At 72.1% G+C, this 20,188-nt stretch carries 22 protein-coding genes; 11 read left to right on the top strand and 11 right to left on the bottom strand.

Annotated features, from left to right (window positions below):
* From AOK24_RS19565 to AOK24_RS19530, 8 genes are all read right to left on the bottom strand, one after another.
* Nucleotides 1-860, bottom strand: an 860-nt coding sequence (locus AOK24_RS19565; RefSeq protein ID WP_055721361.1) for a 3-dehydroquinate synthase II domain-containing protein, incomplete at its 3' end; no start/stop codon positions are given.
* A complete protein-coding gene (locus tag AOK24_RS19560; RefSeq protein WP_409120620.1) occupies nt 857-1,693 on the bottom strand; it encodes a 2-amino-3,7-dideoxy-D-threo-hept-6-ulosonate synthase in 837 nt (278 codons plus the stop codon). The genes AOK24_RS19565 and AOK24_RS19560, both read right to left, overlap by 4 nt.
* 117 nt (nt 1,694-1,810) lie before the next feature.
* Nucleotides 1,811-2,356, bottom strand: a complete 546-nt coding sequence (locus tag AOK24_RS19555; RefSeq protein ID WP_055721360.1) for an ABC transporter substrate-binding protein — start codon at nt 2,354-2,356, stop codon at nt 1,811-1,813.
* On the bottom strand, nt 2,343-2,663 hold the full coding sequence (locus AOK24_RS19550) for an Ada metal-binding domain-containing protein (RefSeq protein WP_055721359.1): 321 nt from the start codon (nt 2,661-2,663) through the stop codon (nt 2,343-2,345). The genes AOK24_RS19555 and AOK24_RS19550 overlap by 14 nt, the downstream gene beginning before the upstream one ends.
* Nucleotides 2,660-3,361 (bottom strand): 2OG-Fe(II) oxygenase, encoded by a 702-nt coding sequence (locus AOK24_RS19545; RefSeq protein WP_055721358.1) that lies wholly within the window; start codon nt 3,359-3,361, stop codon nt 2,660-2,662. Before AOK24_RS19545 ends, AOK24_RS19550 begins: the two co-directional genes overlap by 4 nt.
* A gap of 151 nt (nt 3,362-3,512) precedes the next feature.
* Nucleotides 3,513-3,890: a nuclear transport factor 2 family protein gene (locus AOK24_RS19540; RefSeq protein ID WP_055721357.1), complete on the bottom strand. Its 378-nt coding sequence runs from the start codon at nt 3,888-3,890 to the stop codon at nt 3,513-3,515.
* A 165-nt stretch (nt 3,891-4,055) separates the two neighbouring features.
* Nucleotides 4,056-4,613: a snapalysin family zinc-dependent metalloprotease gene (locus AOK24_RS19535; protein ID WP_055721356.1), complete on the bottom strand. Its 558-nt coding sequence runs from the start codon at nt 4,611-4,613 to the stop codon at nt 4,056-4,058.
* A gap of 188 nt (nt 4,614-4,801) precedes the next feature.
* On the bottom strand, nt 4,802-7,063 hold the full coding sequence (locus tag AOK24_RS19530) for a PA14 domain-containing protein (RefSeq protein WP_079056889.1): 2,262 nt from the start codon (nt 7,061-7,063) through the stop codon (nt 4,802-4,804).
* 271 nt (nt 7,064-7,334) lie between these two features.
* On the opposite strand from AOK24_RS19530, the gene AOK24_RS19525 reads away from it, so the two are divergent.
* The gene (locus tag AOK24_RS19525) at nt 7,335-7,883 is read left to right on the top strand and encodes an RICIN domain-containing protein (RefSeq protein ID WP_055721354.1); all 549 of its coding nucleotides are present in this window, start codon (nt 7,335-7,337) and stop codon (nt 7,881-7,883) included.
* Between the two features lie 141 nt (nt 7,884-8,024).
* Nucleotides 8,025-8,591 (top strand): DUF6461 domain-containing protein, encoded by a 567-nt coding sequence (locus AOK24_RS19520; protein ID WP_055721353.1) that lies wholly within the window; start codon nt 8,025-8,027, stop codon nt 8,589-8,591.
* Between the two features lie 98 nt (nt 8,592-8,689).
* Here the strand turns inward: AOK24_RS19520 and AOK24_RS19515 are convergent, their stop codons facing one another.
* The 3 genes from AOK24_RS19515 to AOK24_RS19505 form a co-directional block, all read right to left on the bottom strand.
* Nucleotides 8,690-9,226 carry a snapalysin family zinc-dependent metalloprotease gene (locus AOK24_RS19515; protein ID WP_055721352.1) on the bottom strand — a complete coding sequence of 179 codons (537 nt, stop codon included), beginning with the start codon at nt 9,224-9,226 and terminating at the stop codon, nt 8,690-8,692.
* 103 nt (nt 9,227-9,329) lie between these two features.
* The gene (locus tag AOK24_RS19510) at nt 9,330-10,616 is read right to left on the bottom strand and encodes a cytochrome P450 (protein ID WP_055721351.1); all 1,287 of its coding nucleotides are present in this window, start codon (nt 10,614-10,616) and stop codon (nt 9,330-9,332) included.
* A 20-nt stretch (nt 10,617-10,636) separates the two neighbouring features.
* Nucleotides 10,637-11,980 (bottom strand): glutamine synthetase family protein, encoded by a 1,344-nt coding sequence (locus AOK24_RS19505; protein WP_055721350.1) that lies wholly within the window; start codon nt 11,978-11,980, stop codon nt 10,637-10,639.
* Nucleotides 11,981-12,154: 174 nt separating this feature from the next.
* On the opposite strand from AOK24_RS19505, the gene AOK24_RS19500 reads away from it, so the two are divergent.
* The 9 genes from AOK24_RS19500 to AOK24_RS19460 all read left to right on the top strand — a co-directional run.
* The gene (locus tag AOK24_RS19500) at nt 12,155-12,343 is read left to right on the top strand and encodes a ferredoxin (RefSeq protein ID WP_055721349.1); all 189 of its coding nucleotides are present in this window, start codon (nt 12,155-12,157) and stop codon (nt 12,341-12,343) included.
* 4 nt (nt 12,344-12,347) lie between these two features.
* Nucleotides 12,348-13,559, top strand: a complete 1,212-nt coding sequence (locus AOK24_RS19495) for an NAD(P)/FAD-dependent oxidoreductase (protein ID WP_055721348.1) — start codon at nt 12,348-12,350, stop codon at nt 13,557-13,559.
* On the top strand, nt 13,556-14,368 hold the full coding sequence (locus AOK24_RS19490) for an acetoacetate decarboxylase family protein (protein WP_055721347.1): 813 nt from the start codon (nt 13,556-13,558) through the stop codon (nt 14,366-14,368). The genes AOK24_RS19495 and AOK24_RS19490 overlap by 4 nt, the downstream gene beginning before the upstream one ends.
* Nucleotides 14,369-14,464: 96 nt before the next feature.
* A complete protein-coding gene (locus AOK24_RS19485; RefSeq protein WP_055721346.1) occupies nt 14,465-15,925 on the top strand; it encodes an aldehyde dehydrogenase in 1,461 nt (486 codons plus the stop codon).
* Nucleotides 15,918-16,832, top strand: a complete 915-nt coding sequence (locus AOK24_RS19480) for a 3,4-dihydroxyphenylacetate 2,3-dioxygenase (protein WP_055721345.1) — start codon at nt 15,918-15,920, stop codon at nt 16,830-16,832. The genes AOK24_RS19485 and AOK24_RS19480 overlap by 8 nt, the downstream gene beginning before the upstream one ends.
* Nucleotides 16,829-17,674: a fumarylacetoacetate hydrolase family protein gene (locus tag AOK24_RS19475; RefSeq protein WP_055721344.1), complete on the top strand. Its 846-nt coding sequence runs from the start codon at nt 16,829-16,831 to the stop codon at nt 17,672-17,674. Before AOK24_RS19480 ends, AOK24_RS19475 begins: the two co-directional genes overlap by 4 nt.
* Nucleotides 17,675-17,700: 26 nt before the next feature.
* On the top strand, nt 17,701-18,303 hold the full coding sequence (locus tag AOK24_RS19470; protein WP_055721343.1) for a TetR/AcrR family transcriptional regulator: 603 nt from the start codon (nt 17,701-17,703) through the stop codon (nt 18,301-18,303).
* A gap of 118 nt (nt 18,304-18,421) precedes the next feature.
* Nucleotides 18,422-19,861 carry an APC family permease gene (locus AOK24_RS19465; RefSeq protein WP_055721342.1) on the top strand — a complete coding sequence of 480 codons (1,440 nt, stop codon included), beginning with the start codon at nt 18,422-18,424 and terminating at the stop codon, nt 19,859-19,861.
* 28 nt (nt 19,862-19,889) lie between these two features.
* On the top strand, nt 19,890-20,188 hold a 299-nt coding region (locus AOK24_RS19460), incomplete at its 3' end, for an aldehyde dehydrogenase family protein (RefSeq protein WP_159051929.1).

The raw sequence follows: 20,188 nt of genomic DNA, 5'->3' as shown, positions 1-20,188 counted from the left end.
CGGCCGTCGGCGCCGACGGCGAGGACCGCGGAACCGGCCTTGAGCTCGCTGAGGTAGTTGGTGCGGTTGTCCTGGCCGAAGACGTAGCTGTGCAGCGCGCCCGCGTTGACGCGGAAGGGGCGGGTCGGCATGTAGGGCAGCGGGTGGGTCTCGCTCACGCACAGGAGGAACCCGTGCGCGTACGAGCCGATGAGCATGCCCTCGTCCTTCTCGAAGTGCGTGCAGGTGTCGATGCAGACCCGGTCGCCGAGCCCGAGGTGCTCGGTCGACTCGACGGTCAGGGTGGTCAGGTCCAGGTCGGGGGTCTTGACCCGCAGCATCTCCACGAGCTGGAAGACGTCGTCGGCGTCGCGGGGCGCGAACAGGACGCCCTCGGAGCCCTTCTCCAGGACGTCGACGACGACCGTGGCCTCCTCCAGGTCGTCGGCCCGGCAGACGAGCCGGCCCGGGGAGCGGTCGGCGGCGGCGATCACGATCTCCAGCGGGATCTTCGTCGGGTCCTTGAACTGGACCACCGTGTACGGCAGGGCGGTCGCCGTCTCGCAGGCCAGGGTCAGCGTCGGGTCGTCGACGACGTCCACGAGTCCGGCGACGTCCTTCTCGCCGGACTGGTGGCGGGCGCGCAGTTCGTTCAGCCGGTCGGTGCCGGTGACGTCCCGCAGCACGATCAGGTCGTCGAGCCCCTCCTGCCGCTGCGGCAGTTCGCCGGCCAGGACGCGTTTGACCGTGGCCGGCAGGGTGGCGAGGGTCTCCCAGGAGCTGTCGACGATGCCGTCCACCCGGGCGTGGACAGCGGCGTCGACGACCGCGTCACGGCGCTCGGCGGGAACGGAACGAAGGTCGATCCAGGCGAATTTCACAGGGCACCTGCCAGTTCGGGAGAGGTCGAGGACGAGCGTGAGGACGACGGCCCGCGGCGGTCCGCGAGCCCGCCGGGGTGGACGATCGCGGTGAGGCTCGCGACCGTCTGCCGGGGCGAGGGGCTGGTGAACACGCGCCGGCCGACGGCGAGTCCCGCGCAGCCGGTCTCCAGCGCGGAGCGGGCGAACGCCTCGATGCCGCCCGAACCGCCGCCGCCGGCGACGACGACGGGGAGCGGTGAGCTCTCCACGACCTCCGCCATCCGCTCCGGCGGGGCGGCGAGCACTGTCTTGACGATGTCGACGCCGAGGTCGGCTGCGACGTTCACGGCGTGCGCCACGAGGTCGGGGCGGTTCGGGTCCGCCACCCTCGGGCCGCGCGGGTACACCATCGCGATCAGCGGCATGCCCCAGCGTTCGCACGCCGCCGCCACCGCCCCGAGGTCGCTCAGCTGCGCGGGCTCGGTGTCGGAGCCGATGTTCACGTGGACGCTCACGGCGTCGGCGCCGAGGCGTACGCACTCCTCGACGTCACCGACGAGGACCTTGGCGTCGGCGTCGGGACCGGCGTTGGTGCTGGCGCTCAGGTGCACGACGAGGCCGGTCCGGGTCAGCAGGGCGGGCGGGATCAGCCGGGCCCGGCCCTTGTGCACGACCACGGCGTCCGCGCCGCCCTCGGCGATGTCCGCGACCAGCGCCGGGAACCGTGCCGCGCCGACGATCGGCCCGTCGGAGACGGAGTGATCGAGCGGGACGAACAGGTACCGGCCGTCGTCCGCGCGGGACAATCGCTCCAGGCGTAACGCTTTACCGGTCAGTGGCATCGTCGCCATGACACGCCCCCTTGTTCCGACAGCTCTGTGTCATGGCTGCACTCTCGCAAGAGCCACTGAAGGATGGGGCCAACGCGTCTGCCCAGGTCACAGGGGTGCAGATCCTGTGGGCCGCTCTCAGTCGCTGGTTCGGGACGGAAACGCGGTGACCTGGTCGCCGTGGACCTCCCACCGGCCGCCGTCCGCGTCGGCGCCGCGCAGCCCGTCCAGCACGCCGGGCCCGGCCTGTGCCGTGACGCGGGCGTCGCGCAGCGACCCGAAGGCGTAGGTGCGCGACGGCTCCCAGGTGGTGCTGTGCCGCAGCCGCCGGGCAAGCTGGACGAACCCCGGTCCCGCTGCGGCGATCACCCACGCGTCAGGGGTCTCGGCGGTCATCCGGCGGGCCGCGCGCAGCCAGGAGGCCGCCGTCTCCGGCCAGTCGACCACCGCGAGAACCGCGCCGCCGCGCGCCTCCCATGCCTCGGTGAAGGCGGCGGCCGTCCGTACGGAGGCGGCATCCCTGCTGTGTCCGGTCACCACGGTCCGGTTCCGGGGCCGGGCTGCCGTCAACAGGCCGATGAGCGCGGCCAGTTCGGCCGCCGTGTGCGGGGAGGGCGGCGGCAGCGCGCCGTGCCTGTCCCGCTCGGCGGGGCGGAGGAGCGGCGAGGGGTCACGTCGATGCATCAGGGGCGCCTTCCGTCGGGTCCGGTGGGGCGGTCACCGTCCGGTGGGCCTTCCAGCGCCGGTGCGCCTCGGGCAGGCACACCGCGCAGGGCCGGTATCCGGCGGCGACGGCGGTGGGCTCGTCGGGGAAGAACACCCGCTGCCGGACGTAGCCGCCCCGGGCCAGGGCCCGCGCGGCGGAGGGACAGTCCAGGCGGCCGTACAGCCGTCCGCCCCGGTGGCCGCCCAAGGTGCCCGGCAGCGGGCTGAGGTACGGCCTGCCGTCGGGCCCGAGCAGGGTGTACTCGCGCCGGGGCTCGGCTGTCATGACGCGTCGTGGAAGACCAGGCCCAGTGCGTGCCGCCGGCCGGAGTGGACGGTGGAGACGCCGTGCCGTACGGCTCCGGCGGACCAGCCGCGCCGGGAGCGGACCGGGCGGTCGCGGGTGGTGAAGACGAGGCCATGCCCTTGGCGCAGGGCGACGGTGGTGCCGCGTGACTGGGCCCTGGGCCGCTGTTCGACGAGCAGGAACTCTCCGCCGGTGTAGTCGGTGCCGTACTCGTCGAGGCCGATCACGACCTGGAGGGGGAAGACGAGGTCGCCGAAGAGGTCGCGGTGCAGGGCGTTCCAGTCGTCCTTCTCGTAGCGGAGCAGGATCTGCGCGGAGCGGTCCTGTCCCGCCTCGTGGCACCTCGCCAGCCACTCCCCCAGCTCGTCCGGCCAGGGCGCCGGCCGGCCGAGCCGCGCGGCCCAGTCCCGGGCGACGGGCAGCAGCCTCGGGTAGAGGGCCGCGCGCAGTTCGGCGATCACCGGGGGCAGCTCATGGGTGAAATACCGGTACGTCCCGGAGCCGAAGCGGTGTCGGGCCATGTCGACGGTGCTGCGGAACAGCTCGGTCCGCTCGTACAGGCCGGCGATCGCCCGGCACTGCTCCGGGTCGAGCAGGCGCGGGGTCAGCGCACAGCCGTGTGCGTCCAGGGCCGCGGCGAGTTCGGTCCAGTCGGCGGGGGCGGTGTCGGTGCTCATACCCTTTCAACACCGCCGCGCGGCGTCCGGTTTCACTCCTCCAGGAGGGGCGCCGGCGGGCGGGCGCACGGAGGGCTTGCGGAAACTCCGCCGCCGCACCGGGGGATCGCCGGAATTCCGCCGGTTCCGGTACGGCTCGGCTGCCGTGGGGTCAGAACATGGTGTTGTCGTTGGCGCTCTTCTCGGGCACTTCCTGGATCACGTCCCAGTGCTCGACGATCTTCCCGTCGGCGACACGCCAGAAGTCGGCGACGGCCATGCCGCGGTCGCCGGGCTTGAGGTGCAGATTGCTGTGGGTGACCACCAGGTCCCCTTCGGCGATCGCGCGCTTGATGTCCAGGCGCAGTTCGGGGAACTGCCCGCGCAGCCAGTGGACGTAGCCGGCGAAGGCCTGCGGGCCGTCCTGCGCCTCGGGGTTGTGCTGGGTGTAGCTCTCACCGAGGTGCGCGGCGGCGGCCTCGGGCTGGTAGTCGTTGAAGGCCTGCTCGTAGAACGCGATCACCAGCGCCTTGTTGTCCGCAGCGGACATGTGTGCCTCTTTCCGTCAGGACGGTTCCCGGTGCCAGTGGATCAGCTCCCCCAGCCGGCCGCAGCCCGGGAGGAGCCGTCAGGGCGGACGGGGCGGCTCGCACGGCGGAACGGCGCCTCCCGGGGCCCTTGTCCGGGGTCCCGGGAGGCGCCGTACGCCGTGTGGTCAGGGTGCGTCGATGAGGGTGCGGCCGTCGGCGGGGGCGAGCGCGGTGGCGTAGGCGGACTGAACGCGGGACCGTTCCCGCGCGTCGGGGACGGCGTTGGTGCAGGACGTTCCCGCGCTCGATCCCGACATCAGCTGGGAGCAGGGGCCGGGTTTGGTGTCGGGCAGGCCGAGGCTGTGCCCGAGTTCGTGGGCGGCGATCCGGGTCTTGTCGTAGCCGTCGTCCACGGCCTGGCTGCCGAGTTCGACGCGGACCTGGCGGCCCGGGCGGACGGGGCCGAGGGTGGCCTGCGGCCAGCCGGTGGTGGCGACGATCACGATCTCGGCCCGGGTGCCGGGTGCCGCTTCCACCAGTCGGACGTTGCTCACGTTCGCGTTCCACGAGGCGACTCCGGCCGCGATCGCGGCTTCCCAGCCTCCGGCGCGGCTGTCGTCGTACCGGAGGGTCACGGCTGCCGCCCGAGTGGTCGGTGTTGCGCTCGCGGTCGCGGCGCTCGCCATGGCGAGGGTGAGCGCGGCGGCGCAGGTGCCCGCCTTGAGCCAGGTGCTGAGGGGCATTGCTGCTCCTTCGTCTGTGGGGGTTCCGGCCCCGGCGGGGCCGGGCGCACGAAGGAACGGCCGGTGGCCCGGTGGGGCCTGACGAGCCGTCGGCCGCCCTTCGGGGCCTTGCGATGGTATGCCCCGACACCCCATCAGGTCATGCACATGCCACGATTGTTCTCCGTCACAGATCCCTTCCGGCAGGCTCAGGGCGCCTGCGTCGAGATCTCGAACGGCCTGGCCTGCGGGGCCGATTCGGTGCCGTCGGCGGCCACGGCCGTGACGACGTAGTAGTAGTACGCCCGGGGCAGGCCGAGGTCCGTGTAGGTCGGCTGTGTCACGCCCGAGGCGATGCGGCGCGCAGGGGTGAAGACGTCCGAGGCGGACGTGGACCGGTAGACGTTGTACGAGGCGCTGGCCCCCTGGTCGCAGGCTCCCGCCTCCCAGTCGAGCCGGACGGAGTCGGCGCCCCTGCCGCCCCCGGTGATCCGGGGAGTGGGCGGTGCGGTCATGACCGGGCAGGGCAGGGTGACGTCGGCGACCGGCGAGAAGTCGGACCACGTGCTGTGCGTGCTGACGGCGCGTACGACGTAGTACCAGGTCTTGCCGGCGGGCACGTTCTCGTTGGTGAACGTCGTCCCCTTGAGGAGCGGGGAGACCGAGTAGGCCGACGTGGGGTCGGGGGAGGTCGTGCGGTAGACGTAGTAGCCGGCCACGTCGGCCGACGTGCTCGCGGTCCACTCCACCGTGACGTTGCCGTTCGCGGCCGTCGCGGTCACCGAGGCGGGTGCGGCCGGCTTCTCGTGGACCGGCAGGCGCTTGCCGTAGACCGTGCCGTAGCCCGGCTCGGGCATCGGGGAGACGTTGCCGGCCGCGTCGACGGCGCGGACGGTGTAGCCGAACTGCACGTCGACCGGGGCGGCGGCGTCCAGGTAGGCGGCGCCCCGCACCACGGCGATCTGCTCCCAGCCGCCGAACATCGGCTTGCGCAGGACGAGGTAGTGGTCCGTGTCGTCGGTGTTGGCCGTCCAGGCGATGTGCACGCCGTCGGTGCCGTTCCACGCGTCCAGGCCGTACGGCATGTGCGGCGGGGTGACGTCGCCGGTACGGGTGGCCGAGGCCGTCGCCGACGGGTTCGACTCCGTGCCGTGCGCCGTGACCGTCCTGACCTGGTAGTGGCGCGCCTGCCCGACGGGCGCCGTGAAGTCGTCGTAGGCGGGGCCGGTGACCGGGGTCCCGGTCAGCCGGGTCCAGGGGCCGTCGGGCGACTCGGCGGCGTAGACATTGAACCGGTGGGCGGCGTCGCCCTCGTAGCGCCAGCCGACGGTGTTGCGGTCGACCCAGCCGTTCGCGGAGACCCCGGCCGGCGGCAGGGGCCTGGGCTCGGTCGCGTCGAGCCGGACGGGCGCGGAGTACGCGGAGGCGTTGCCGGCGCTGTCCAGGGCCCGTACGCGGTAGTGGTGGGTCGTGCCGGCGGTGGCGGCGGGGTCGGTCAGGGCCGTGCTCTGCGTGGGCACGGAGAGGGACGTGTACGGCCCTTCGGGCGTGCTGGAGCGCTGCACCTCGTAGGCGCTCGCCCCGGTCACCGCGGACCAGGAGAGCCGGGCGCCGAAGTCGTCGTACGTGGCCGTGAGTCCGGTCGGGGTGGTGGGGGCCGTCCTGTCGGCGCTGGCGACGCGTACCGGGGCGGACAGTGGGGAGAGGTTGCCGGTGCGGTCGGCGGCGCGCAGGGCGTACTCGTAGGTGGCGCCGGTGGCCGGCGGTGTGTCGGTGAAGGCGGCGGCCGTGGTCGGGGCGCCGGTGAGCGCGCTCCAGGCGCCGGTGGCGCCGGTGCGGCGGTAGACGCGGTAACCGGACAGGTCCAGTTCGTGGTTGCGGGACCAGGCCAGGCTCGCCCTCAGGGTCGCCGGGGCGTAGCCGGCCTTCACGCCGGACGGGGCCAGGGGGGCGGTCCTGTCGGCGGCGCCGGTGACAGGCCGGTAGGCGAAGGCGATGTCTGCGGCGCCGGTGAAGGCGGCGAAGTCCACGCGCAGGGTGTGGGTGCCGCGCGGGACGGTGAGACGCAGGGTCTTCTTCTGCGTCCGGCTGACGTCGCGCCACAGGTCGATCTTGCGGGAGCCGTCGAGGTAGACGCGGGCACCGTCCTGGACGGCGAGGGTCAGGTCGAAGGGGCCGCCGGAGCCGAAGTCGCGGGTGGTGGTCCAGCGGACGCCGAACCTGTCCCTCGGCAGGGTGACGCCGGCGGGGTCGCCGAGGCCGTAGTTCTCGGCGATGGCGGTGTCGCAGACGGTGGCCTTCGGGGTGCCGGTGAGTGCGGTGCCCGCGTAGTACTGGGCCTTCCACACGCCGGGCGCGCAGGTCACGGCCGCCTGCGCGGTGGCGGGGAAGGCGAGCCCGGTCAGGGCGGTGGCCAGGGAGAGCACGGCCACTCCCGTGGTGCGGCGTGCCACGCCGAGGGATATACGCATGGGCTGACGGTCACGCTTTCGGTCAGGAGATGTGAACGAGATGTGTACGCGGCCCCGATCGTGCCATTCACAAGATCGTTCACGGAAGGGGTTTCGGGCGGAATCAGGTCAACCACTTCACGCCGGCGGGTTCGCGGCAGTTTTCCCTGTACTTAGCGGCTGGAGGGCCGAGAGCCCTGGATCGGCCGATGCCGCCTGGCAGCATCCTCGTCCGAGGACGGCCGTCCCTGTCTCGATCGGTGATGTGTCAAGGGGAGAAGAGGAACCAGGCATGGTGCATACGGAAGAGCTGAACACGTCCACGCAGTCGCCCGTCCGGACGTCCCTCGGGCGTCTCGCCCGGCGTGGATCGACGGCGGCCCTCGCCGTGGGGATGTCCGTGGGGGCCCTGTTCATGAGCACGACCCCCGCCTCCGCGTACGTCGGGGAGAACCTCCTGCGCAACTGGGAGACCGGGCGCTGTCTGGACGCCGACGACACGGGCAGCATCTACACGCTGCCCTGCCAGCAGGGGAACGCCTACCAGACCTGGCAGCCGATCTACATCCGCCACAACACCTATGACGTGGTGCAGGTGAAGAACAAGGCGACCGGAAGATGCCTGCACGTCAACGCCAACGGCGCGCTGACGACCTACTGGTGCACCGAATCCGCCAGCCCCAGCGCGAACCAGAGTTTCGCCGCCAAGGGTTCGGGCTGGGACCGGATCGAGCTGACGAACCTCTTGTTCAACACCTGCGTGGACAGCAACTACGCCGGCGCCGCCTATGTGACGGGCTGCAACGGCGGCGGCTACCAGAAGTGGAAGCTGGGCTTCTGACCCGACCCGTGGGAGGGCCCGCTCCCGGCGGCCCCTCCCACGACGCCGTCGCGCTCGCGCACCGGGACCGATCCCCGGGCAGCCGTCTCAGCGGGCGCACGGCCCGTAGCATGGCGCCACGCGACGACGGGGGCGGCACACATGGACATGAACGCGACGGCTTCGCTCCGCTGGGCAACGGCCTGGATGTGCGTCACCTTCACTCGCGGGCTGAGCCCTGAGGAGGTGTTCGCCCGGTACGGGGCCGACCCCGGCCGCGCGCGCCTGCTCGACTGGGACACCGCGTCGGACCTCCTCACCGGCGAGGACGGAGTCTCGCTCCTGCGCGCCGGAACACTCGGCGGGTGGACGTTCTGCGTCGAGGAGGACGGCGTCACCGGCTCCCTGGCAGAACCGCTCACGGAACTGTCCCGGGGCACCGAGACATACAGCATCCTCACCACCGACGGCATCGACGTCTTCCAGCACTGGCGCGACGGCGTCTGCGTCGAGAACTTCGAACCCGGCACGCACGAGGGGGATGAGACCGGAGCAGCGCCCATAGTGGCCCTCCTCCTCAACACCCTCGGCATCCCCCTGGACGACAACACACTCGCCGCCCCCTGGCCGAGCCTGACCCTCACCGAGGACGACGTACCAGCGGTGCAACGAGGCGACACCTACGCGGGCGAGGGACCCGTTCCGCCCGGGACCGTCGTGATCCTGTAGACCCCGGACCGCGTGTCCGACCAAACGCCCGAGGCCGAGCCGGGGTCGTCGAGGCCGAAAGGCGAGGCGAGTCCGGCGGGGTGTGGGGCGGTCGGGTGTTACGAGCCCCACCAAGGCACCCGGTCGCCGACGTTGTTCGTCGCGAAGAAGGTCGTGACCTCGGTGATTTCGGCGGTGTCGGGCTGGTCGTTGGTGCAGTCGTCGCCTGCCCAGGCGCCGGACATCACTTTGGAGCAGGGGCTGCCGGGGCCGAGGTCGGGCAGGGAGAGGATGTGGCCGAGTTCGTGGACGACGATGCGGGAGGGCTTGATCAGGGCGGCGTCGCCGACTTCCAGGTAGACCCATCCCCGGCCCGCGCCCTTGATGTTGACGTGGGAGCGGATGCCCTTGGCTGTCTTGTACTCCATGACGCGCAGGGCCGCCGGAGTGTCCTGCTCGACGAACTTGATCGTCGGGACCGCCTTGTTCCAGATCGCGATCGCCTCGCGGGACGCGTCGGTGTAGGAGCCGGCGAGCAGCAGGTCGATGGGGATGACCTCCGGCTCGGGGCCGGCCGCGACGGCCGGTGTGCCGGCCCCCAGCAGAACGCTGCACGTGAGAACCGCGGACGACAGCAAACTCAACGCTCGGGCCACGAAGGACGCCTCCCATGAATTGACAGTACGCGATCACATTAGGGGTTGCGTGAGGTCGCGATCAATGTCAACTCCGGGATAATCAGGCCGACTTGATGACCGATCAGCGCACGGTCACCGCCACCGGCAGCCGTTTGATCCCGTTGACGAAGTTGGAGCGGACGCAGGGGACGTCCCCGGTGAGGCGGATGCTCTCGAGGCGTGGGATCAGTTCCTCGAACATGATGCGGATCTCGGTGCGGGCGAGGAGGTTGCCGAGGCAGAGGTGGGGGCCGCCCTTGCCGAAGGTGACGTGGTCGTTGCCGGTGCGGGTGACGTCGAAGTCGTAGGGGTCGCCGAAGACGGCTTCGTCGCGGTTGCCGGAGGCGAACCACATGACGACCTTGTCGCCCTCCTTGATGTGTTTGCCGCCGAGTTCGGTGTCGCGGGTGGCGGTGCGGCGGAAGTGGTAGACGGGCGAGGCCCAGCGCAGGAACTCCTCGACCGCGCCCGGGATCAGGGCGGGGTCGGACTGGAGGCGGGCGAGCTGCTCGGGGTGCTGGAGGAGGGCCAGCATGGAGTGGGTGATGGTGTGCCGGGTGGTCTCGTTCCCGGCGACGACCAGGAGCAGGAAGTAGTTGTCGAAGTCCTGCGGCGAGAGCGGCACACCGTCCTTCGGGGTGGTGTTCACCAGCTTCGACACCAGGTCGGTGCCGTCGCCGCCGCGCCGCCGCCCGGCCAGTTCACGGCCGTACGCGAAGACTTCGAGCGAGGCCGGGGAGCGGAAGGGCAGGTCGCGGTACCGCTCGCTCTCCTCGCTGTGCAGGAGGACGTCCGCGTAGTCGGGGTCGGTGTTGCCGATGATGCGGTTGCCCCAGTCGATGAGCCGCCGGTTGTCCTCGGGGGGTACGTCGAGGAGGCGGGCGAGGACGTTGATGGGGAAGTCGGCGGAGATCTCCTCGACGAAGTCGAAGGTGCCCTTGGCGAGGGCGGTGTCGAGGGTGGTGGCGGTCAGTCCGCGCAGGAAGTCGGCGTAGCTGTTGATGACGTTCGCGCCGAACTGCCGTTGCAGGAGGGCGCGCAGGGCGCGGTGGCGGACGCCGTCGAGTTCCAGGATGGAGGCGCGTTTCGCGATCTGGTCGTCGTCGACCTCTTCGAGGTTGACGAACCGGGTGGAGGTGAAGGTGTCGGTGTCGCGGTCGACGCGGGCGATGTCGGCGTGCCGGGTGACCGCCCAGAAGCCGGAGTTGGGGGCCGCTTCGGGCTGCCAGTGGACGGGGTCCTCGTGGCGCAGGGTGTGGAACATCCGCCAGGGGGTGACGCCGTCGGTGAAGCGGTCGAGGTCGGTGAGGTCGACGTCGCCGAGCGGCATCGGCTCGCGGACGGCGTCGGTGACGGGGCTGGGCATCATGGTCGTGGACTCCTCGTGGCTCACAGGTGGTACGCGTACTCGGTGAACTCCCAGTCGGTGACGTACCGCCGGAACCGCGCGACCTCGTCCCGCTTGTACGTCAGGTAGGAGGCCGTGAAGTCCTTGCCGAGGAGTTCGGTGAGCGCGGTGTCGGCCTCCAGCGCGTCGAGCGCGGCGGGCAGGGTCGTCGGGAGCGTGGCCGACCGGGCGGCGTCGTAGCCGTATCCCTCCAGCGGTGCGGGGGGTTCCTGGGCGGCCTGGATGCCCAGCAGGGCGGCGGCGATCGTGCCGGCGATCAGCAGGTAGGGGTTGGCGCTTGCGTCGCCGAGGCGCAGTTCGAGGCGGGCGGCGGCGCCGCGTTCGGGCGGGATACGGACCATGGCGCTGCGGTTGTCGAGTCCCCAGTCGATCAGCCAGGGGGCGAGGGTGTCGGGGCCGAAGCGCTTATAGGAGTTGACGGTGGGGTTGGCGAGCGCGGCCAGGGCGGGGGCGTGGGCGAGGATTCCGGCGATGGCGTGGCGTGCGGTGGCCGACAGGCCGTGGGGGGCCGAGGGGTCGTCGAAGGCGTTGGCGCCCTCGGGGCCGGTGCACGAGAGGTGGAGGTGGAAGCCGGAGCCGCCGGCCGTGTTGAAGGGTTTCGCCATGAAGGTGGCGAGGCGGCCCTCCTTGCGGGCGAGTTCCTTGACGGCGGACTTGAAGCGGAAGGCGCGGTCGGCGGCGATGAGGGCGTCCGCGTGGGTCAGGTTGATCTCGAACTGCGAGCCGTCGAACTCGTGGTTGCCGCCGCTGACGCCGATCCCGAGGTCGCGCAGCTGGCGCAGGGTGCGCAGCAGGTGGTTGTCGCCGTCGGCGCGCAGTCCGGCGGTGTAGACGACGCCGGTGGCCTCGCTGTAGCGGCGCCAGCCGGCCGGGGTGTCGGGGGCGGGGTCGCACAGGACGTACTCCAGCTCGGGTCCGACGACGGGGCGCAGTCCGTGGGCGTGGCAGCGGTCGAGGACGGTGCGCAGGAGGTCGCGCGGCGATTCGGGGGCGGGGAGTCCGGTGGCGGGGTCGGTGACGTCGCCGAGGCAGGCGGCGACGCCGGGTTCCCAGGGCAGGGCGATCAGGGTGTCGAGGTCGGGGTGGACGCGGATGTCGGGGAGTCCGGCGTCGAGTCCGCCGGTCACGGGGACGACGTCGCCCTGGGGGCTGGTGTGGTAAACGGCGCGGCAGAAGGCGAGGCCGTGGCCGGCGGCGTCGGGGAGGTGGTCGAGCAGGACGTCCCGGGCGCGTTCGGTGCCGATGAGGTCGGGATAGGTCACGCGGACGACGTCGATGCCTTCGGCGGCCAGCCGCTCCAGGTGGTGGTGGACAGATGCGCTCACCGGTACCTCCTCTTGTTTGGCACCAAACGGTAGGGATGGGCCCCCGGCCCCGCAAGGGGTGCGCCGCAGATATTTATCCATCTGGACAGCTCTTGACCGGGGGTACGGCCGTCCCTATGTTGTTTGGCATCAAACGAACTGGGCGACACCCCTGAGAACCCGGGAGGACCGGCCATGAAGGTCGTCGTCGACATGAACAAGTGCCAGGACCACGGCCAGTGCGTCTTCGCCGCCCCCGACGTCTTCCGCTTCGACGACGCCGGACACCTCGCCCACGTCTCCGACCCCGGCGAGGCGCTGCGCGAAGAGGTCGAGGAGGCCGCCGACGTGTGCCCCCTCCAGGCCATCCGGATCGAGGACTGAGCCCGTGCGCACGAGCGTCCTCGTGGCCGGCGCCTCCCTGGCCGGGCTGCGCGCCGCCGAACAGCTCCGCGCCGCCGGCTGGACGGGTCCGGTCACCGTCGTCGGCGACGAACCCCACATGCCCTACAACCGGCCCCCCTTGTCCAAGGAAGCCCTCGCGGGGCGGGCGCCCTTCGAGTCGCTCGCCTTCCGCCCCCGCGCGAGCGTCGCGGACGTGAACTGGCGGCTCGGCACGGCGGTCACCGCCGCCGACCTCGACCGGCGGACCGTCCACCTCGCCGACGGGGAGCGGCTGTCGTACGACGGGCTGGTGATCGCCACCGGGACCCGGCCCCGGCGCCTGCGCTGTCCCGGGCCGCTCGCCGGGCGCCACACGGTGCGGACGATCGCCGACGCGCGCGCACTGCGCGGGGAGCTGACCCGGCCGGGGGTGCGGGTCGTCGTGGTGGGGGCCGGGTTCATCGGGTGCGAGGTCGCCGCTACGGCGGTGGCGCTCGGCGCGGGCTCGGTGACCGTCGTCGATCCGCTGGCGCTGCCCCTGGTGGGGCCGCTCGGGGACCTGCTCGCCGGGTGCCTGTTGGAGCGGCATCGGCGGCGAGGGGTGCGGTTCGTCCTCGGGGCCGGGGTCGCCGGGTTCGAGGGCGATGAGCGGGTCAGCGGGGTGGTGCTCTCCAACGGGGCGGTGCTGGAGGCCGACGTCGTCGTGGAGTCGGTCGGGTCCGTCGCCAACACCGAGTGGCTCGACGGCAACGGGCTCGACCTCTCCGACGGCGTACTGACCGACGGGCAGTTGCGGGCCGGGGGACGTCCGGAGGCCGTCGCGGTGGGCGACGTGGCGCGCTTCCCCAACGCGCGGTACGACGAGGTGCCGCGCCGCGTCGAGCACTGGTCGATGCCCACGGACACGGCGAGGCACGCGGCGCGCGTTCTCGTCGGCCACCTCTCCGGTTCCCGCGTCGAACCGGCGCCGTTCTCGCCGCTGCCCACCTTCTGGAGCGACCAGCACGACTTCCGGCTCCAGTCGTTCGGGGCGCCCTCGCTGGGGCTCGGGGACGTCCGGGTCCTCGACGGCGACCCGGACGGTGACGTCCTCGTGGGCTACCACCGCGAGGGGCTGCTCGTCGGGGTCGTCGCGCTGGGCGGGGCCCAGGTCGTCGCGCGGGCCGCGCGGTTCCGTGCCGAGTTGTCGCAACGTGTGAGGAGTTCTCTGTCATGACGGGTGTGCGCGGGTTCTTCCCGCCGAAGACGGTGAGCGGGGCGTCGTCGTTGATTCCTCCGCCGCCCTGGCGGTACTCCGGGGATCTGCTGACCGTCGAGTACCGCACGGACCCGGAGCGGGTGCGTGAACTGCTCCCCCAGCCTTTGGAGTTGGCCGAGGAGGAGCCGGGCGCGGTCGCGTTGATCTGGGCCGACTGGCAGTCCTGTGCGGGGTCCGGGGAGGAACTGCTCGATCCGGTGCGGGCGCAGTACAAGGAGGCGTTCGCGGTGGTGCGCTGCTCCTATCGGGGGCGGACGTACTCGCGGTGCGTGTTCATCTGGGTCGACAAGGACTTCGCCATCGCGCGGGGTCTGCATCAGGGCTACCCGAAGAAGCTCGGGTCGATCCATCAGACGCGTCCGCATCCGTACGGGCCCGCTCCGCGGATCGAGGCGGGGGCCCGGTTCGGGGCGACGCTGGCCGCCGCAGACCGGCGGCTCGCCCAGGCCGTGGTGACCCTGCGGGAGCCGTCCCCTACGAACGGGTTCGTCAACGGGCATCCGATGGCCCATCACCGGTGGCTGCCGTCCGTCGAGAAGGGGAAGGGGCTCGCGCTCGACGAGCTGATCGAGTCCGGAGCCGCCTCCTTCGCGGGGGGCCAACCGTGGGTGGGCGAGGCCGAGTTGGAACTGTTCGCGGCGCCCACCGAGGAACTGGCCCGGCTGGAGGTGCGGGAGCCGATCGCCGCGTACTACCGGCAGGTGGGGGTCGTCTGGGACGGCGGCCGGCTCCTGGAGTCCCACACGTCCGGAGCGTCTGCCGGGTGAGGTTCGTGGTCGCGTGCGGGTGCGTAGTGACTGATCGCGCAGTTCCCCGCGCCCCTAGGTGCGTGCAGTTCCCCTCACTTAGAAGGAACCCTTCTCATGTCTGACACGATCGTCGTCTCCGGGGTCTCCGTTGACTCCCGGCACTGGATCGGCGGCCGGCGCGTCGCCTCCGGCAGTACGTTCACCGACCACTCCCCCATCGACGGCAGCGCGCTCGGCGAGATCTCCCGGGGCGGGCCCGGCGAGGCCGAGGCCGCTGTCGTCGCCGCCCGTGACGCCTTCCCCGCCTGGGCCGCCACGCCCCGCGCGGAACGCGCCCGTGTCCTGCACGCCATCGCCGACGGCGTCGAGAAGCGTCTCGAAGACCTCGCGATCGTCGAGACCACCGACAACGGCGCCCTGTTGCGCTCCCACCGCCGGGGTGTCATGCCCCGGGTCGCGCACAACTTCCGGTTCTTCGCGGACTGGCTGCTGCGGCTGGACCACGAGGACTTCGAGACCCGGGGGCACACCAACCACGTCAGCTGGGACCCGGCCGGGCCCTGTGTCCTGATCACCCCGTGGAACGCCCCCCTGATGCTGGCCACGTGGAAGGTCGCCCCCGCGCTCGCCGCCGGGAACACCGTCGTCCTCAAGCCCGCCGAGTGGTCGCCGCTCACGGCCTCGCTGCTCGCCGACATCGCCGCCGGGGCGGGACTGCCCGCCGGGGTCCTGAACGTCGTCCAGGGCTACGGCGCCGAGGTCGGCGACGCCCTCACCTCGCACCCCGACGTACGGCGCATCAGCTTCACCGGGTCCGTGCCGACGGCGCGTCGCATCGCCGCCTCGGCCGCCGCGAACCTGACGCCGCTGAGCCTCGAACTCGGCGGCAAGTCCCCCCTGCTGGTGTTCGCGGACGCCGACCTGGACCTCGCCGTGGACCTCGCGGTGGAGCAGTACGACAACGCCGGCCAGGTCTGTCTGGCGGCGACGCGCATCCTCGTCGAGAACACCGTCGCCGAGGAGTTCACGGAGCGTTTCGTCGCCAAGGCGGCTGCTCTGCGGCAGGGTGACCCGCGTGACGAGGCCACCGACATCGGGCCGACCATCCATCCCCGGCAGCTGGAGAAGATCGACGGCTTCGTCCGGCGGGCGCTCGCCGAGGGGGCCCGCGCCGTCATCGGCGGCCGTCCGGGCGGCGGCCAGTACTACGCGCCGACCCTCCTCACCGGTGTCGACCAGGACTCGGAGATCGTGCAGGAGGAGGTCTTCGGCCCGGTCCTGACCCTCCAGACCTTCGCCGACGAGGACGAGGCCGTCCGCCTCGCCAACGGCACCCGCTTCGGGCTCGCCGCCACCCTCGCCACCGGCGACCCCGAACGCGCCGAACGCGTCACCGCGCGGCTCGTCGCGGGCACGGTCTGGGTGAACTGCTTCTTCGTCCGCGATCTCCGGGCGCCCTTCGGCGGCTCCCGGCTCTCCGGCGTCGGCCGCGAGGGCGGGACCTGGAGCTTCGACTTCTACTGCGACCTGAAGAACACCGTCACCGCCCCGAACGGATGGCACAGCCATGGGTGAGATCGTCGGCGCGGGCCTGCTCGCCCACGTCCCCACCATCGTCCTGCCCGAGGCCACCCGGCGGGAACTCAACGAGGGCAAGGAGATCACCCTCGTCACCGGTCTCCAGCAGCTCCGGAAGGACGTCTTCGAGTCCGACGACTACGACACCGTCGTCGTCCTGGACTCCCACTGGGCGACCACGGTCGAGTTCGTCGTCACCGCGCAGCCGCGCCGGGCGGGCCTGTTCACGTCCGAGGAGCTGCCGCGCGGCATGTGCCGGATGCCGTACGACTTCCCCGGCGACCCCGAACTCGCCGCCAGCATCGAGAGGTTCGCCGACAGGCACGGCACCTGGATCACCGCGATCGACGACACGTACCTGCCGGTCTACTACGCCACCGTCAACCTGTGGAAGTTCCTCGGCGAGGGCCTTCCTGACAAGCGCTGGGTGAGCATCGGCGTCTGCCAGACCGGCGACATGGAGGACCACCTGCGCCTCGGCCGCGCCCTGGCCGACGGCATCGCCGCCACCCCGGGACGCCGCGTCCTGCTCATCGCGTCCGGCGCCCTCTCGCACACCTTCTGGCCGCTGCGCGAGTTGCGGGACCACGAGTCGAGCGATCCGGCGCACATCCGCACGCCCGAGGCCCGCGAGGCCGACCTTGAGCGGATCGCCTGGTTCCAGGAGGGCCGGCACGACAAGGTCCTCGACACGATGGACGCGTTCTGGAAGGTGAAGCCCGAGGCGAAGTTCTTCCACTACCTGATGATGGCCGGCGCGCTGGGCGAACAGCGCTGCCTGGCGAAGGGCCGGCAGTACGGGGAGTACGAGAACTCCGTCGGAACCGGACAGGTCCACCTCTGGTTCGACCGGCCCGCCGACGGCTGGACCGGCGACCGCCCCGCACGGAAGGACACGCCATGACCGAGTACCGCCGCATCCTCCTGGACGGCGCCGCCGTCCAGGTCACCCCCGACGGGGACGACCTCGTCGCCGGGGACGGCCGCCGCGTCAGGACCGACGAGGCCCACCACCTGCCGCCGGTCGTGCCGTCCAAGGTGATCGCCGTCCACCTCAACCACCGCAGCCGCGTCGAGGAGTTCCGGATCCAGCTCCCCGATACGCCCACCTACTTCCACAAGCCGACCTCCTCCCTCAACTCCCACCGGGGCGCCGTGGTCCGCCCCGAGGGCTGTACGTGGCTCAACTACGAGGGCGAGGTCGCCATCGTGATCGGGCGGACCGCGCGCAACATCTCCCCTGCCGAGGCGGGGGAGTTCATCGCCGGGTACACGATCGCCAACGACTTCGGGCTGCACGACTTCCGTGACACGGACGCCGGTTCGATGCTGCGGGTGAAGGGCTCCGACACGCTGTGCCCGCTCGGCCCGGGTCTGGTCACCGGCTGGGACTTCCCCGGCAAGCGGCTGCGGACGTACGTCAACGGGCGTGTCGCGCAGGACGGTTCGACCGACGAGATGCAGTGGGACATGCACTACCTCGTCGCCGACATCGCCCGCACCATCACCCTGTACCCCGGCGACGTCCTGCTCTCCGGTACCCCGGCGGGCTCGCGGCCCGTGCGGCCCGGGGACGTCGTGGAGGTCGAGGTCGAGGGCCTCGGCAGGCTCACCAGCCACGTCGTCGCCGGGCCCACCCCGATCCGCGCCGACGTCGGCGCGCAGCCCACCGAGTCGGAGGAGGTCCTGTCCACCGCGCTCGGCGGCGACTGGGAGTTCCGGGGGATCAGGCCGCCGCAGCGGTGAGCGCCGGCGCCGGTAGGGTCGGCCGTATGACCGACCCCGTCGAGCCCGCAGGTGGGCGCCGCCCCCGCAAGCGCGTGACCGACTACGGGTCGGGGCGGGTGGCGCTGCTGGACGCGGCTGTCCGGGTCGTCGCCCGGGGCGGGCTGCGGAAGCTGACGTACCGGGCGGTCGCCGAGGAGGCCGGGGTCACCCATGGGCTCGTCGTGCACCACTTCGGGTCGCGGGACGCGCTGATCGAGGAGGCCGTCACCCACGCCGTCCGCTCCTCCCTGGAGCGCAGCGCGCTCGGCGCGGGGGGACAGGAGGCCGCCGGGTTCAGCGGGGCGCTGGTCGACATGGTCGAGTCGGGGCCCGAACTCCAGGCGTTCCAGTACGAGTTGCTGTTGGAGGCGCGGCGCAGGCCGGAGCTGCTGCCGCATCTGCGCGCGCTGTACGAGGAGTACTTCGAGGCGAGCGCGCACGAGGTGGCGCGGTTCCTGCCGGAGCCGGTGAGCCGGGGCCTGTCCCGGCTGGTCTTCGCCGCGCTGGAGGGGCTCGTCCTGCATCAGCTGGTGTTCGGTGAGCGCGAGGTCACCGAGGAGGCGCTCGCGGAGCTGCGCGCGCTGCTGGAGCGGCTCGCCGCGCAGTGACCTGAGGGCCGGCGTACCGGGGCTTCCCGATCCCTTGTCACGGGGCTGGTTCGGGCCCACCATGAGTCAATTCGTTTGACCTGAAACGACCCCCCTCTCTCTTCCGAAGGTGACCCGAGTGGACAGTCAGACGGTCCCCGCGCGGCGGACCCAACCGGACGCCCCCGCCCTCAAGCCCGACGCCCTCGGCGTCCTGGGCATCCTCTTCTTCGTGCTGTCCGGTCAGGCCCCGCTCACGGGGATCGCCGGGGCGGCACCGATATCGATCGCCCTCGGCAACGGCGCCGGCACCCCGGCCGCGTACCTCCTCGCCGGGGCCGTGATCCTGCTCTTCTCCGTCGGGTTCGTCGCCATGGGGCGGCACGTCGTGGGCGCGGGCGCCTTCTCCACGTACATCGGCGCGGGCCTCGGCCGCACTGCCGGGGCCGGGAGCGCGGGCGTCGCGCTCTTCGCGTACTGCGTGATCCAGGCGGCCATGTACGGGCTGTACGGCTCGATCGTCGCCGGGCTGTTCGCCGACCGTGCCGGGGTCGATCTGCCGTGGTGGCTGTACACGCTGGCCACCATGGCCGTCGTCCAGGCGCTCGGGGCGGCCGGGATCGAGGTGGGGGCGCGGGTCCTCGCGGTGTTCGTGCTCGCCGAGTTCGGCGTCCTGCTGGTGTTCGGGGTGGTCACGCTCCTGCGCGGGGGCGGTCCCGAGGGGCTCGGCGTCGCCGAGAGCTTCTCCGCCTCGGCCGCGCTCCAGGGGGCTCCGGGGGTGGCCGTGATGTTCGCCGTGGCGTCCATGTTCGGGTTCGAGGCGACCGCGATCTACGGCGAGGAGGCGCGCGAGCCGAAGAAGACGGTGCCGCGTGCCACGTACCTGTCGGTGGTGGTCGTGACCGGGTTCTTCGCGCTGACGTCCTGGATGCTGATCTCGGCGTACGGCGCCTCGGCGGCGCCCGGGGCGGCGGGGAAGGCGCTGGCCGGCGGGGACTCGGCGTCGTTCGTGTTCGCGCCCGTGGCCTCCCTGTTCGGCGGGTGGGCGGACGACGTGCTGCCGGTCCTCCTCGCCACCTCGCTGTTCGCGGGCGTCCTCACCTTCCACAACTCCGCGAACCGCTACCTGTTCTCCCTCGGGCGCGACGGCCTGCTTCCCGGCGGGCTGTGCCGGCTCAACTCCCGGCGCTCGCCCTGGGCCGCGGGGTGCGTGCAGACCTCGGCGGCGGTGCTGCTCGTCGTGCCCTTCGCGATGGCCGGGAAGGACCCGGTGCTGACCCTCTTCTCCTGGTTCAGCGGGCTCGCGGTGCTGGCGATGATGCTGCTCTACCTGCTGACGTCGGTGTCCGTCGTCGTGTACTTCCGGCGGCGCCGGGTCGACCGGCGGGTGTGGCACACGGTGGTCGCGCCGGTGCTGGGGGCGGTGGGGCTCGCGGGGGCGGTGTGGCTGATCCTGGCGAACTTCACGACGCTGATCGGCGGGGACGGCGGCACGGCGCTGTGGCTGGAGCTGTCCGTGCCGGTGGTGCTGGGGGCGGGGGTGGTCGGCGAGCGGGTGCGCAGGCGACGTACACGGTGATCCCCGACCGGCATTCCTGGAGGCTCGTATGACCATCACCCATGACGACTGGCTCGCCCGGGCCAAGGCGTTCACCCCACCCCGTACCCATCTCGTCGACGGTGTCGAGGAGCCGGGAGGCGGCGGCGTCTTCCGCGTGGTCTCGCCCCGCGACGGGCAGCCGCTGGCCGAGGTCGCCGACGGCGGACCCGCCGAGGTCGACGCCGCCGTGGCCGCCGCCCGGCGGGCCTTCGACCACGGGCCGTGGCCCCGGCTCGCGCCCGGCGACCGGGGGCGCGTCCTCGTCCGGCTCGCCGAGCTGCTCGACGAGCACCGCGACGACCTCGC

It is taken from the genome of Streptomyces niveiscabiei (genome assembly GCF_001419795.1).
GTDB classification, from domain to species: domain Bacteria; phylum Actinomycetota; class Actinomycetes; order Streptomycetales; family Streptomycetaceae; genus Streptomyces; species Streptomyces niveiscabiei.
The sequence above is the reverse complement of the archived record's forward strand: the minus strand, read 5'-3'. Positions and strand labels throughout refer to the sequence as shown.